This window comes from Methylocystis sp., assembly GCF_051061225.1.
Taxonomy (GTDB): Bacteria; Pseudomonadota; Alphaproteobacteria; order Rhizobiales; family Beijerinckiaceae; genus Methylocystis.
Genome location: NZ_JBPFEB010000095.1, coordinates 24,752 through 38,995, shown reverse-complemented (window position 1 = coordinate 38,995; position 14,244 = coordinate 24,752). Strand labels below are relative to the sequence as shown.

Below are 14,244 nucleotides of genomic sequence, written 5' to 3'. Positions count from 1 at the left end.
GTCGCACAAGTTTCTGAATGTGGTCGCCGCGGCCGCAACGCCCGCGCAATGCTGGTGCGGTTCAATGGACGGGCCTTTGTACGCCTGATGGCGCGAAGAAGGGCTCTTGCCAAGAGGACGACCGCCTTGAACGACCTGCCCGAAATCACCGAGCGCCTGAGATTCATGGGTCTGGACGAAGCCGCCAGACAAAATCTGATTGCCCTGAAACCGGTTGTCGAGAAGGAACTGCCGGGGGCGCTGGATGAATTCTACCAGCGTGTCCTCGCTCAGGGCCGTCTGCGTCATTTCTTTCCCAACAAGAACGCCACCGAGGCGGCGAAGGGCCGGCAAATCCAGCACTGGATCGCCATCGCCAACGCGGATTTCAGTGAAAAATTTCTCAAGACCAGCGTCGCGATCGGCCGCACCCATGCGCGGCTCGGCCTTTCGCCGCGCTGGTATATCGGCGGCTATGCGCTCATCCTGGAGCAACTCGTCGGCAGAGCCATTGAATCGCGCTGGCCCAAGGTTGTCTTCGGCGCGCGCGGCCCCAACAGCAAGCAGGTGGCGCAGGAGCTCGGCGCCCTTGTGAAGGCGACCCTGCTCGACATGGAGCTCGCAATCTCCGTCTATCTCGAGGAACTGGATGCGCAGAGGAAGGAAAGCGAGAAAGGCCGCGTGCAGTCGGAGGACGAGCAGCGCACGATCTTCGCCGCCTTCGACGAAAAATTGCAGCGCCTCGCGGATGGCGACCTCACGGCCAGAATCGACGTGGCGCTTTCGGGCGAATACGAGAAGTTCAGGACCAATTTCAATTCGGCGCTCGACAGCCTGTCCGACGCCATGACGGCGATCGGCGCCGCCGTCGCATCCTTTCAGGGAACAGCCGGCGAGATTGCGGTGGCGTCCGACAATCTCTCCAGCCGCACGGAGAAGCAGGCGGCGAGTCTCGAGGAGTCGGCGGCCGCGCTCAACCAGGTCACCGAGGCGGTGGTTCAGAACGCCAACGGCGCCAAGAAGGTCGCCGATATCGTGGCGGGCGCGCGCGTCGAGGCCGCGCGGTCGAGCGACGTCATGCAGGGCGCGAATGTCGCCATGGCCGAAATCAAGGCGAGTTTCGAGAAGATCAGCGGCACGCTGAGCATGATCGACGAAATCGCCTTCCAGACCAATCTGCTCGCGCTCAACGCCGGCGTCGAGGCGGCGCGCGCGGGGGAGGCGGGCCGCGGCTTTGCGGTGGTCGCCCAGGAAGTTCGCGTTCTCGCGCAGCGCTCGGCGGAAGCCGCGAAGGTCATCAAGAGCCTTCTCGCCAATTCCTCGACGCATGTGGATCGCGGCGTGAAATCCGTGGGGGAAACCGGAGACACGCTCAATGCGATTGTCGGCAGGGTCGCCGAGATCGACAAGCTTGTCGCCGTCATCGCGACCTCTTCCGAAGATCAGGCGTCGAGCCTGCATGAGATCAATCAGGCGATTGCGCAGATGGATCAGGTCACGCAGCAGAACGCCGCGATGGTTGAGGAAGCGACGGCCGCCGCATCGAATCTCAAATCCGAATCGAGCCAGCTTGCGGAACGTGTGGCGCAGTTCCGCACGGGCGTCGACTCGGGCCGGGACTCCGAGAACGCCGTCGCCTCGGCCCATGCGCGGATCGCCGACGCCTTCGGCGCTCGGCTGGAGGCCGCGGGCCAGTACTGAACTCTCCAATTGTTCGCACGGACGCCGCGCGCCTCGAGCGTGCGGCGTTTCGCATGTCGACGCGCAGGCGGCGACGCGGCGAAAAAGCGACGGCGGCGTCAAAATCATTTGTTTTTCAAGGGCTGCGACTAAGCTTCGCTTAACCTTCTACCGCTATAACTTCTCCAATACCGGGCTTGGCGCCGACGACGGATCGCCAAAGGCATGAGGCCGCGACCGGTATGCCGGCGATCCGGAATTTCCCCAACTCTTCAGCAGCCACACTCGCCGTCTCGCTGCGGGACGCCGAGACCTCTGCCTGACATTCCCGGCGAGCAGGGCCAGCCAGCCTTGCCGAAACCACCCTGACGTATCGCATCTCAAACGAGGCAAGAATGCGCGTTCTGCTCAGATTGCTGGCGCCGATCATCGGTCTGACCGTGACGCCCTGGATGCTGATCGTCATGGGCTATTCCGGAAGCGTCTTGCTTGCGCATCCGTGGTTCGCCGCCTTCGTCGCGCTGACGGTCGTATTTTCGTTCTTCGTGCTGTTCTACATGACGCGAGACGACGCGCTTTCGGACACGAGCGGGCTGAGCCAGGCGATCGCGGCCAGCGCCGCCGCCGGCTATGACTCTCCGCTGGACGTGGGGCCGGCTCCCTCCGAGCTGATGCTCGAGGTCGAAAGGATGCGCAAGGCGCTCCGCCAGCAGCTCGTCGACGTGTGCGAGGAGCTCGTCGCGGAGAGAGACGCCGACAAGCGGCGACAGACCGAGGATCGCGAGCTTTCGAAGAGCTACGTCGAGGCCCATGAATTCTTCATGACGACCTTCTGCGACGCGCTCATCGAACTCTCCCACGGCAATCTCGACGTGCGTCTCGAAAGGCCCTTCTCGCGTGATTATGAGAAATTGCGGGTCTGCTACAATGAGAGCGTCGATCGGCTGAACACGGCCTTCCGCGCGACCATCTCCGGCGTGCATCGTCTTGGCTCATCGACGGACCAGATCGCTTCCGCCTCCGGAACGCTCTCGGAGCGCACCTGCCAGCAGGCGGCGAGCCTCGAGGAGACGACCGCCGCGCTCCGTCAGATCACGACCACTGTCAGCAAAACCTCCGAGAACGCGCAAAACGCGAGTTCGCTCGTCTCTGATATCCGCAGCAATGCGGAAGCGAGCAGCCAGGTGGTGCGCAGAGCGATCAAGGCCATGGAGCGGATCGAGAATTCTTCCGAGGAAATCGAGAAGATCATCGGCGTCATCGATGAAATCGCGTTCCAGACCAATCTGCTCGCCCTCAATGCGGGCGTCGAGGCGGCGCGCGCCGGCGAAGCCGGGCGAGGCTTTGCGGTCGCCGCCTCGGAAGTGCGTGCGCTCGCGCAGCGATCGGCCGAAGCGGCGAAGGGGATCAAGAGCCTCATCGCAGGTTCGACGACGCAGGTGCGCGAGGGTGTTCAACTCGTCTCGGAAACGGGTGACGTGCTGACCCGCATCGTCTCGCAGGTGACAGGGGCCAATGACGTCGTCGCAGAAATCGCCGGAGGGGCCAGGGAGCAGTCCAGCGCTCTGCTCGAAGTGAACAGCGCGCTGGCAGAGATGGATAAATTCACGCAAGAAAACGCCACCATGGTCGAGAAGACCGCGGCCGCGACGCGCAATCTCGAGGGAGAGATCAGCGCCGTCATCCGCGCGGTCTCCTCCTTCAAGCTCCCGAGATCGCTGGAAATGCAGCCGCTCATCAAGACTCCGCCGCCTGTCCGGGCGGCCCCGCCGCCGCCTCAACGCACTCACTCGCAACCACGTGGCGGCGCCGCCACCGCGCGAAAAGTTGAAACGATGCCCGACACGCAGAACTGGGAGGAATTCTGATTATGACCGGAGCGCCCATTCAGTCAGCTCAGGGCGTGGAGCCGCAAGAGTTCATTGCCTTCCATGTCGGCGAGCAGACCTACTGCATCGACATTATCGCCGTGCGCGAGATCAGAGGCTGGACTCCGGCGACCCCATTGCCGCACGCGCCGTCTTTCGTGCGCGGCGTGATCAATCTGCGCGGATCGGTGCTGCCCGTGGTCGATCTGGCGGCGCGTCTGGGTCTGCCGATCAAGGAGCCGACCGCGCGGCACGCCGTCATCGTCGTGCAGAGCAATGGGCAGGTTGTCGGGCTGCTGGTCGAGGCGGTGTCCAACATCATGACGATCGCGCCCGACGCCATCCAGCCGACGCCTGAGGTGGCGTCGGATCTGTCGAAATCCTTCATTCGGGGCATCGTGGCCGCGGAGCAGCAGGTGATCAGCGTGCTGATCGTCAAGAACCTGCTGCCCGAGAGCTTGCAGCTCGCGGCCTGACGCATGGCGCGCGAAGAGGCGATAGACGTCATGAAGAGCACAACAGGGCACGCATCTCTTTACGAAATCAACCTGCCGGCGTCCCTCGATCTGAGAGCCGCGGTGCCACTCGCGACGGCGCTGCTCTCGGCAAGAGGCGGCGGGATGAGACTGGATGGTTCGCAGGTCAAGACCGTTGGCGCACAATGTCTGCAGGTCATCATTTCGGCCCGACAGACCTGGGAACGCGATGGCTTTCCGCTCACCATCGTCAATCCAACGGAGGACTTTCTCGCCGCTTGCGCGGACACGGGATTGGACATCGACAGCATCGTAGAAAGTGAGCCAGCCAGATGACGAAGAAGATTTTGACCGTGGACGACTCCAAGACGATGCGCCAAATGCTGGAAGTGGCGCTGACATCCGCAGGCTTCGAGGTCGTGCAGGCCGGCGACGGCGTGGAGGGCCTCGAAACGCTCGAATCGACCACGCCGGACGTCATTGTGACCGATATCAATATGCCGCGGATGGACGGCTTCGGATTCATAGAGGGAGTCCGAACGCATGAGCGTCATCGCGCGATCCCCATTCTCGTGCTGACGACCGAGAGCGACGCCGAGAAGAAGGAGCGCGCGCGGCGCGCGGGCGCCACCGGATGGATCGTGAAACCGTTCGATCCGGCCAAACTGGTGAGCGCGATCAAGCGTGTAAGCGCCTAGAAACGCGGAGGCGGTCTTGGACCATCTGGAAGCCATCAAGCAGACTTTCTTCCAGGAATGCGAGGAACAGCTCGCGGAACTGGAGAGCGGTCTCCTGAAGATCGAAGACGGCAACCATCATCCGGAAATCATCAATGCGGTGTTCCGGGCCGTGCATTCGATCAAGGGCGGCGCGGCCGCGTTCGGCTATGACGAACTTGTCGAATTCGTGCATGTTTTCGAAACGACGCTCGACCTGCTCAGATCGGAGCAGTTGAAACCGACGCCGGCCGTCACCAAGGTTTTGCTGCATTCCTCGGATGTGCTGTCGGATCTGATCCACGGCGTTCGCAACGAGACCACCTGGGACACGCAGAAGGTCGCGTCCGCCAAGGTCAGCCTCGAAGCCGTGTGCGGCGGAGAAGCGCAGGGCGCCGGCGCCCCTGCGCCGGCCGGGCCGGCGGCAGACGCGAACGAGATCGATTTCAAGCCCATTTCGATTTCCCTCGACGCCATATTCGGCGGTGAAGAGGAGGAGATCGATAAGCGCAGATTCAGGATCTTCTTTCGGCCAAAGCCCACGCTTTACGCGCGGGCCAATGAAGCCATCCGCATCCTTCGCGAGATCAAGGCGCTCGGCTCGGTCGTCATCACCTGCGACCTGACGGATTTGCCGTTGCTCACGGAGATCGACGCCGAGGGCGCCTATTTCGCCTGGTCGATCGAGCTTGAGACGGACGCCCTCGCCTCGGATGTCGAGCAAATCTTCGAATTCGTGGCGGCGGATTGCGATTATGCGATCGAGCTCGCCTTCGACGAGGAGCCGGAGGAGCCGCCGCCGGAAGCTCCGATCGATCTGTGCGTGGAAGAGATCAAGCCGGAGGCGCCTTTGGATGCGGAGCCCGTGAAAGCGCCCGCGGCGGCGCTCCCCGAGCCCGCGCCCGCCGGCGCCAAGCCGCAGGAGCAGGCGCCCCCGCCTCCTCCGCAACCGGCGCAGGAGACCATCCGAGTCGATCTCGACAAGATCGACCGCCTCGTCAATCTCGTCGGCGAACTGGTGATCAATCAGGCCGTGCTGTCGCAACGGGTTTCGGAAGCCGGGCTGCCGCGCGGTTCTTCCGTCATGATCGGTCTCGAAGAGCTCGAGCAGCTCACGCGCGACATCCAGGACAGCGTGATGGCGATACGGGCGCAGCCCGTCAAGCCGATTTTCCAGCGCATGTCCCGCATTGTCCGCGAGGTCGCGTCGATCACCAAGAAAGCCGTGCGTCTCGTCGTCGATGGCGAGGGCACGGAGGTCGACAAGACCGTCATCGAACGGCTGACCGATCCGCTGACCCATATGGTGCGCAATGCGGTCGATCACGGCATCGAGAGTCCGGAAGGCCGTATCGCCGCGGGCAAGCCGGAGGAGGGCACGCTGCGATTGTCGGCGACGCACCGGTCCGGCCGGATCATCATCGAAGTCACCGACGACGGCGCCGGGATCAACCGCGCGCGTGTTCGCGAGATTGCCGTGCGGAAGGGATTGATTCCGGAAAACGCGGTGCTCTCCGATGAAGAGACCGACGGGCTGATCTTCCTCCCTGGCTTTTCGACGAACACGACCGCCTCGAGCATCTCCGGGCGCGGCGTCGGCATGGACGTCGTCAAGCGCGCCATTCAGGCGCTCGGCGGCCGCATCTCCATCTCGTCACGCCAGGGCAGCGGGTCGACTTTCTCGATGAGTCTGCCGCTCACGCTCGCCGTTCTCGACGGCATGGTCGTCAATGTCGCGGGCCAGATTCTGGTGTTGCCGCTCACCGCCGTGATCGAGACGCTTCAACCCAGAACGGGGAACATCCATGCGCTCGGCTCGGGCATCAGGGTGATCGGAAATCGCAACGCCTTCATCCCCCTCATCGATGTTGGCATGATCCTTTCCTACCGCTTCCAGGAGATCGATCCGACGACGCAAGTCGCGCTGCTTGTCGAGTCCGAAAGCGGCGAAAAATGCGCATTGCTGGTCGATGCGATTCAGGGCCAGCGTCAGGTCGTGATCAAGAGCCTGGAGGCCAATTATGGCAAGGTTCCTGGAATTGCCGCGGCGACGATACTTGGCGACGGCCGGGTCGCGCTCATCGTCGACGTGGACGCTGTCCTCAGCCTCTCGCGAGGAGACTATCACATGAGCGAGGCGTCTCTGGAAACCTTCTAGAGGTCATCGGGAGCCGCCGGGGCCGATTGGCGTCCGTCGGAACATAGGAAAGCGGAGTTCGAGAAGAAATGGACCCTTCTATACGGGCAAGCCAGTCCGAAATCATGTCTCCCTTCAAGTTCACCGACGGAGACTTTCGTCAGATCGCGCGCGTTCTGAACACCGAAGCGGGCATCTATCTCTCGGACGCAAAAGCTCCCTTCGTCTACTCAAGACTGACAAAGAGGCTCAGAGCTCTCGGACTGGAAAGCTTTCAGGACTACTGCTCTCTGATCACAGGCGCGGGAGGCGCTGAAGAGCGTCGACAGATGATCGCCGCGCTGACCACGAACGTTACGCGCTTTTTCAGGGAGCCGCATCACTTCGACCATTTCAGGAGGAACGTCGTTGAAAGACTGACGCCGGCTCTGCGCTCGGGCGGGCGCCTGCGCGTGTGGTCGTCCGCCTGTTCGAATGGTCAGGAGCCCTATTCCATCGCGATGACGGTCTTTTCACAACTGCCAGATGCGGACACTCTCAATATCCGCATTCTCGCCACTGACATTGACACGCATATGATCGCGGCCGCGACGGCGGGAGAATATGCGGAGGACGTCGTCACCGCGGTGCCCGACGACCTTCGCCGCAAGTGGCTGTTGCCGCAAAACAACGGCATGTGGAAGGTGGACCGCAAGCTCGCCTCGATTGTCGCCTTTCGCGAGCTCAATCTGATTGGCAATTGGCCGATGAGAGGGAAATTCGACGCCATCTTTTGCCGAAACGTGGCGATCTATTTCGAAGAGAAAACCCAGCAGCAGATATGGAGCCGCTTCGTTCCGCTGCTGAATCCGGGCGGCATTCTCTACATCGGCCATTCCGAGCGCATATCCGGCCCCGCGTCGCATGATCTTGTCGCCGACGGGGTGACAACCTACCGAGCCGTGAAAGGAGCCGCCGCGTGAAGCCCTGTAGTGTTCTCGTCGTCGACGACTCCCGCACCATGCGGTCGCTGATCGCTGCGACGCTCGCCATGGACCCGCAGATCAATGTCGTCGGCGAAGCATCGGACGCGTTCGAGGCCCGGGAAGCGATCAAGCAACTCAGTCCGGACGTCGTGACGCTCGATATCGAGATGCCCAAGATGAACGGGCTCGACTTCCTCGAGCGCATCATGCGCCTGCGTCCGACGCCCGTGATCGTGATTTCGAGTCTGACGGAGCGTGGCACCGAAACCAGCATCCGCGCCCTGGAAATCGGCGCTGTCGACTGCATTGCGAAACCATCCGCCCGCAACCGGGATTCTCTTGACGATCTCGGCGCGCGTGTGAAGGCCGCCGCTGGCGCCAGGCTGGTCAAGGCGCCGGCCATGCGCCGCCCCTCCGATTCCAGCTCTGCGGTCGGGTCCTATATGTCGGATGGCCGTGTTGTCGCCATTGGCGCTTCCATGGGCGGGGTGGAGGCTCTGTGCGCGCTGCTGAGCCGGTTTCCCGAAAACTGCCCGCCCACGGTCATCACGCAGCATATGCCGGCGTTGTTCACCAAGAGCTTCGCTGATCGTCTCGACCGTCTGTGCCGGCCCAAGGTCATGGAAGCCGAGGATGGCGCGGCGTTGACTCCCGGCCACGTGTACATCGCGCCGGGGGGATGGAGGCATATGCTCGTGTCCGGTTCTGATCGGCCCAGATGCCGACTCCAGGAAGGCGAGCTGATTTCAGGCCACAGGCCCTCTGTCGACGCTCTGTTCCAGTCTGTCGCCCGCACGCTTGGGCCGCGTGCGATCGGAGTCATTCTGACGGGCATGGGTCGCGACGGCGCGCAGGGATTGCATACACTTCGGCAAAGCGGCGCGGAGACGATCGGTCAGGATGAAGCAACATCTCTGGTCTATGGCATGCCGAGAGCCGCATTCGACATGGGCGCCGTGGGCGTGCAACTCCCGCTCGGCGTCATCGCGGAACGCATCTTGGCCATGACGAATAAAACGAGGATGAGGTGAGATGAGTGTAGCGGACCACCGCGGGTGCTCATCGTCGATGACACGAGCACGAGCCGGCTGCTCCTTCGCGATGCGCTGGATCAGATCGGCGTGCATAAGGTGTTCTTCGCGACGGACGGCGAAAAGGCTCTGAAATTCATGATGGACACGCCGGCGCATCTCGTCATTTCCGATGTCAACATGCCCATCATGGATGGCATGGGCCTGTTGAAGGCGGTGCGGGGATACAAGCCCACGCAGCGTGTCCCATTCATCATGCTGACGGGGCAGGCTGACCGCAGCGTCATCGAAACGGCGGCGAAACTCGGCGTGAACAATTATCTCGTCAAGCCGGTGACCGTGACGAAACTGAAATCCGCAATCGAAGCAATATTTGGGAAGCTGTGATGGAGGAAAGCGCCAACAAACCCCTCCGGAAGATCCACATCATCCAGGGCGAGTATCAGGTCGTGACCGACGCCGACGTGGTGCTTTCCACTGTGCTTGGATCATGCGTCGCCGCCTGCGTGAGAGACGCCGAGGCGCGCGTCGGCGGCATGAATCATTTCCTGCTCCCCGGCGCGCAGGCCGCCCGTCCGCTCGAGGCCGAACGCTACGGGGCCTATCTGATGGAGTTGCTGATCAACGGACTGCTGAAGCGCGGCGCGCGGCGCGAGCGAATCGAAGCCAAGCTGTTCGGCGGCGCGCGCATGGTCGAAGGGCTCTCCGACATTGGCGCACAGAATGCAGCGTTTGCGAGAGAATTCCTCAAGAACGAGGGGATTCGCATTGTCGCTGAGAATCTCGGCGGCAGGCACGGGCGCCGGCTCGAATACTACCCGCTTTCGGGGCGGGCTCGGCAAATTCTGTTGCCCACTACGCCACAAATCATGGAGCCGCCGCCAAAGCGCGCGCCGAAGCCGGACACGCATGGAACGTTGGAGCTGTTCTGATCGGCTTCGCCTCCATCGGTCTCCGCCGTCACACAGGAGCAACGCAATGAAAAACGAATACGCCGACAGACCCCTGGTCGAAATTCTCGTGCGCATCAGCGTTGAGCTCGAAGAGGCGGCGGCCTCGGTTGACGATCTGCACGCACTGGTCGACGCGACGGTGAAATGCGGCGGGACGAATGAGACGTTCCTACACCAGGCCCAAACAATCGACATTCTGCAACAGCACCTCTTTGCGCTCGCCGCCTTCGTATCCGAGCTGTCCGAAACGACGCCGGAGTCCTGGCGCGTGGAAAGTGGAGACGCGATCAGCAAGGTGAAACTGTCGAAGTTGCGCGAGCGCCTCAGTCACATCCGCGCGGGCGAGTCCCACGACCCGCATGGTTCGGGTGATTTCCAGATGTTTTGATGGTTTGAGCGTGGAGAAATTTTCACGCCAGTCAGCGTGTTCAGACAAGGATAAGCTTCGCGTGGTTTACTCGCAAGTGTAGCGGCAGGCGATGATCGCGGGCATGAGGCCGAGTCGCCGCTTCGGTGCAAATCCGAACTCCTTTCTCCCAATTACAATGACAGGCGTGTTGGTAGCCTGCGCGCAGCCCCGGCAAGCAGCCGCGAACGCCGCTTCGCGGTGGTGGGCGGCGGAGATGTTGCAAACAGCAGGTAAGTTCTGGCCGTGACAAAACGGGAAGCGAATACCTCCACAATGGTCAAAGACGCCTCTGCGACGACCGCCAGCCAGTTGCGCGTCTCGGCGCAAAAGGTAAGCCGCCTGATGGATCTCGTGGGCGAGCTCAGCCTCAGCGTTTCTGATACGATCTACAGTTCTGATATTGTCGACCTCGACCTCGGCGAATTCGAGAAGTCGGCGCATCGACTGAAGCTCGTTTTGAGGGAGGTGCAGGAGGCGGCGGCCGAGCTGCGTCTCGTGCCGATCGGCGACGTTTTCCAGCGCATGGGACGACTCGTGCGCGAACTCGAGCGTCAGACGGGCAAGGAAGTCGATCTCGAAGTCCAGGGCGAGGACACGGAAATCGACAAGATCGTCGTCGATCAGCTCTTCGAGCCGCTGGTTCATGTGGTTCGCAATTCAGTCGACCATGGGCTGGAGACCCCAGAGGAGCGTGAGGCCGCCGGCAAGCGCAGGCGCGGCAGGATCACGCTTTCAGCCGCGCAAGTCGGCGGCGACATCCGCATTACGATTGCAGATGACGGACGGGGCCTGAACCGGGAAAAGATCCTCGCGCGCGGTCGCGCCCGCGGCCTGATCGGTCCGGACGAGCAGCCTGAGGACCGTGAGCTGTGGCAGCTTATTTTCAAGCCGGGATTTTCAACGGCGGAAGCGGTCACCAATCTCTCTGGCCGGGGCGTCGGCATGGACGTGCTGGAAACGACGATCAAACGCCTGCGCGGGCGAATTGTCGTCGAGAGCGTATGGGGCGCGGGCGCGCGGGTCGTGCTGGCGATTCCGCTGTCACTGGCCTTCATCGACAGTCTGGTGATGCGTGTTGGCGACCGGCTCTTTGCAACGCCGATTGCCGTTGTCGCGGAGATCTTCCGCCCGGTCTACGAGCAGCTCACGGTGATCACCGCGGATGGCGGCGGCGAGCTCGTGAAGGTGCGCGACGCCATGATTCCCATCTGTCGCCTGGAGCGATTTTACGGCGAGAAGGACAGATGCCCGGACGCGCTCGATCAGAAGATCATTCTCGTATTTCACACCAGCCAGGGCAAAATCGGCTTGCCCGTGGATGAGCTGTTCGATCAGCAGCAAGTCGTGATGAAGCCCCTGCAGGGGCATCTTGAAAGAATCAGGGCGAGTTTCGGCTGCGCTCTCTTGGCCACGGGGGAGGTTGCGATGATGCTCGACTGCGAAAAATTGACGGACGGCGCACTGTGAGTCCAAATCCGTCAGCCCTCCTTCTCGGCCATGGAAGAGCCGCAGCCACTCGCCGCATTGGCGCCTGGCTCCACGATCATTGCGGAATGCACTTCGGTGATGCTGATCTCGAGGTCATGGGACAACGTCTCGGGCGCGTGCTGGACCAGTTCGGCTTGGGGACTCTGGAACGCCTCGCGGATGAAATCGAACGTGGCAAACGCGACGACGTGACCGCCGCGGTGGTGCACGCGGCCTCGACAAATCACACCTATTTCTTCCGGGAGATGGACACACTGAATGTCTTTCGCGACCGGATATTGCCCGGGCTCGCGTCTCAACCGGAAATTCGGATCTGGAGCGCCGCCGCTTCGACCGGAGACGAGGCCTATACCTGTGCGATGCTCAGCGCCGAAACGATGGATTTGTCTGTCGCATCGGAACGGATCAAGATCCTCGGCACCGACATCAGCGGGCCCGTCATCCAGTTGGCGGAAGCCGGGGCCTATCGACCGTCCAGCCTGGAAAATGTGCCGTTCCACATCAAGAGCCGTTATTTCAAGCCAACAGCCGACGGTCGCTTCGCCATCGTCGACGACATCAAGCGCATGTGCACATTCAGGCGCATGAATCTCAAATCGCGTCCCTACCCGTTTCAGAAGAGGTTCGACATCGTGCTGTGTCGGAACGTTCTGTACTACTTCAGGCCCGCGACGCAGCGTGAAGTGCTCGAGTTGATCTATGAGGTCACACAACCGAATGGATGGCTGCTGACAGACGTGAGTTTCACGCTTCGCGATCTGGGTGTGTCCTGGGTCACGGTCGCCAGCGGCGTGCACAGGAAACCGGCATGATGTTCGCTCAAAATCGGCCCGTTCGCGTCCTTGTCGTCGACGATTCGGCGCTGGTGCGCAAACTCCTCGTGGATGGCTTCAACCGCAATGGCGGGATCGAAGTCGTCGGACAGGCAAGCGACCCCTATCGTGCGCGCGATCTTCTGGTCGAGTTGAAACCGGATGTCGTGACGCTCGATGTCGAGATGCCGCGCATGGACGGCGCGACGTTTCTGAAGCACTTCATGCCCACCATGCCGACCCCGACCGTCATGATCAGTTCGCTCACCCAGCAAGGCAAGCGAATTACACTCGAGGCGCTGGAAGCAGGGGCGGTGGACGTCATCACCAAGCCCGGATCCGGGCTCGTGGATGATCTGCCGCTGATGCTCGATGACATCTGCCGGAGAGTCAAGGACGCTGCGCGCGTGGATGTTTCGCGCTTCGGCCGGATCGCATCGAGTCCGATCGAACGGGAAGAGGCGGCGCTGGATGAGACGACCGACAAGCTGATTGCGATCGGCTCTTCTACCGGCGGCGTCGAGGCGCTCAATCATATTATTCCGACTTTCCCCGCCAACAACTGCGGAATCGTTCTCGTCCAGCACATGCCCGCGGGCGTGACGGCGAAATTCGCGGAGCGGCTCAACGGCATTTCAGCGATGCGTGTGAAGGAGGCGGAGGAAGGAGACCGTGTGATGACCGGCCTCGTTCTCATCGCTCCGGGTGGATCGAAGCATATGACGGTCGCTCGCTCCGGCCGCGAATACCGTGTGCAGTTGAAGGATGGCCCGGAGGTCAATTCCCAGGCCCGCAATCGACGTTCTGTTCAATTCCGTCGCCAAGGCCGCGGGCGGAAATGCGGCCGCCGCCGTTCTGACGGGGATGGGACGGGACGGCGCGGCGGGGCTGCTGTCGATCCGAAACGCAGGCGGGCGCACAGTTGTTCAGGATGAGGCAACCTGCGTGGTCTACGGAATGCCAAGAGCGGCGCATGAAATCGGCGCCGCCGAGCTGGTCGCGCCTCTACAGAAGATTCCCGCGTTCCTGACGAGAGCGACCAAACGAAACTGATATGGAGACGATCATGGCCGAAGCCGTTACGGGAGAGAGCGGGGAAGGACGTGCGCCGTCGCGCAAGTTCGAAAATGAGACCGCCGACCTCATCTTCAACGAAGAAAATAATATCGAGGACATGTTCCTGACCTTCGGCGTGTCCGGGGAAGAATATGGCCTCGGGATCGCCTTTGTCACCGAGATCGTTGGCATGCAACGTGTCATGCAGGTTCCGGACGTTCCGAAATTCATCAAGGGCGTGATCAATCTGCGAGGAAAAGTTATTCCCGTGATGGATGTGCGCTGCCGCTTCGAGATGGTGGAGAAACCTTACACGGAGCGGACCGTGATCATCGTTCTGGACGTCGACTCGGTGCCGATTGGCCTCGTCGTCGATAATGTCAGCGACGTGCTGGAAATTCCGCCGTCCCAGATCGACCCTGCTCCGAAGTTCAATTCGGGCCGCACGCATGAGAGTCTCATTCGCGGTCTCGGCAAATCGGGCGACCGGGTCGCCGTGCTGCTCGATATTCGCAAACTCGTTGGCGAGGGACTCCAGGACATGGCCGACGCCGGACCCGTCCAATGAGCGCCGCCGATGATTGTCCCGATCCCCCTGGGGGGACCGTTGAAACGCCCGCTCCGGGATCTCAGAAGCCGAACCCGGATGATGACCCCCTCAGCATGTCGGGCTC

The 14,244-nt window shown here is 61.9% G+C and carries 15 protein-coding genes and 1 pseudogene; all 16 read left to right on the top strand.

The genetic code is table 11. The annotated features are described in order from the left end of the window. Positions 1-126 precede the first annotated feature (126 nt). The 16 genes and pseudogenes from ACR652_RS16630 to ACR652_RS16555 all read left to right on the top strand — a co-directional run bounded on the left by ACR652_RS16630 (position 127) and on the right by ACR652_RS16555 (position 14,138). The gene (locus ACR652_RS16630) at positions 127-1,680 is read left to right on the top strand and encodes a methyl-accepting chemotaxis protein (RefSeq protein ID WP_434507595.1); all 1,554 of its coding nucleotides are present in this window, start codon (positions 127-129) and stop codon (positions 1,678-1,680) included. 374 nt (positions 1,681-2,054) lie between these two features. Continuing rightward, a complete protein-coding gene (locus tag ACR652_RS16625) occupies positions 2,055-3,527 on the top strand; it encodes a methyl-accepting chemotaxis protein (RefSeq protein WP_434507594.1) in 1,473 nt (490 codons plus the stop codon). Between the two features lie 2 nt (positions 3,528-3,529). Further along, positions 3,530-4,003 carry a chemotaxis protein CheW gene (locus ACR652_RS16620; RefSeq protein WP_434507593.1) on the top strand — a complete coding sequence of 158 codons (474 nt, stop codon included), beginning with the start codon at positions 3,530-3,532 and terminating at the stop codon, positions 4,001-4,003. Positions 4,004-4,006: 3 nt separating this feature from the next. Beyond that, positions 4,007-4,339, top strand: a complete 333-nt coding sequence (locus tag ACR652_RS16615) for an STAS domain-containing protein (RefSeq protein WP_434507592.1) — start codon at positions 4,007-4,009, stop codon at positions 4,337-4,339. Next, positions 4,336-4,701, top strand: coding sequence for a response regulator (locus ACR652_RS16610; protein WP_434507591.1), 366 nt, complete (start codon positions 4,336-4,338; stop codon positions 4,699-4,701). Before ACR652_RS16615 ends, ACR652_RS16610 begins: the two co-directional genes overlap by 4 nt. Positions 4,702-4,717: 16 nt before the next feature. After that, positions 4,718-6,877, top strand: a complete 2,160-nt coding sequence (locus ACR652_RS16605; RefSeq protein ID WP_434507590.1) for a chemotaxis protein CheA — start codon at positions 4,718-4,720, stop codon at positions 6,875-6,877. A gap of 68 nt (positions 6,878-6,945) precedes the next feature. Continuing rightward, positions 6,946-7,818 (top strand): CheR family methyltransferase, encoded by an 873-nt coding sequence (locus tag ACR652_RS16600; RefSeq protein WP_434507589.1) that lies wholly within the window; start codon positions 6,946-6,948, stop codon positions 7,816-7,818. Next, positions 7,815-8,852 (top strand): protein-glutamate methylesterase/protein-glutamine glutaminase, encoded by a 1,038-nt coding sequence (locus ACR652_RS16595; protein WP_434507588.1) that lies wholly within the window; start codon positions 7,815-7,817, stop codon positions 8,850-8,852. The genes ACR652_RS16600 and ACR652_RS16595 overlap by 4 nt, the downstream gene beginning before the upstream one ends. 24 nt (positions 8,853-8,876) lie before the next feature. Next, the gene (locus tag ACR652_RS16590) at positions 8,877-9,239 is read left to right on the top strand and encodes a response regulator (protein WP_434507587.1); all 363 of its coding nucleotides are present in this window, start codon (positions 8,877-8,879) and stop codon (positions 9,237-9,239) included. Continuing rightward, positions 9,239-9,784, top strand: coding sequence for a chemotaxis protein CheD (locus ACR652_RS16585; RefSeq protein ID WP_434507586.1), 546 nt, complete (start codon positions 9,239-9,241; stop codon positions 9,782-9,784). The genes ACR652_RS16590 and ACR652_RS16585 overlap by 1 nt, the downstream gene beginning before the upstream one ends. Before the next feature lie 46 nt (positions 9,785-9,830). Beyond that, entirely contained in the window at positions 9,831-10,193 is a 363-nt protein-coding gene (locus ACR652_RS16580; protein ID WP_434507585.1) for a hypothetical protein, read from the top strand. Between the two features lie 294 nt (positions 10,194-10,487). After that, complete coding sequence (locus tag ACR652_RS16575) at positions 10,488-11,681, top strand: chemotaxis protein CheA (protein WP_434507584.1); 1,194 nt, start codon at positions 10,488-10,490, stop codon at positions 11,679-11,681. A gap of 86 nt (positions 11,682-11,767) precedes the next feature. Then, positions 11,768-12,514, top strand: a complete 747-nt coding sequence (locus ACR652_RS16570; protein ID WP_434507583.1) for a CheR family methyltransferase — start codon at positions 11,768-11,770, stop codon at positions 12,512-12,514. After that, positions 12,424-13,233, top strand: a pseudogene (locus ACR652_RS16565) (chemotaxis protein CheB); the annotation flags it as partial. The gene ACR652_RS16570 and the pseudogene ACR652_RS16565, both read left to right, overlap by 91 nt. Positions 13,234-13,279: 46 nt before the next feature. Beyond that, on the top strand, positions 13,280-13,567 hold the full coding sequence (locus ACR652_RS16560) for a chemotaxis protein CheB (protein WP_434507582.1): 288 nt from the start codon (positions 13,280-13,282) through the stop codon (positions 13,565-13,567). 13 nt (positions 13,568-13,580) lie between these two features. Next, positions 13,581-14,138, top strand: a complete 558-nt coding sequence (locus ACR652_RS16555; protein ID WP_434507581.1) for a chemotaxis protein CheW — start codon at positions 13,581-13,583, stop codon at positions 14,136-14,138. Positions 14,139-14,244 lie beyond the last annotated feature (106 nt).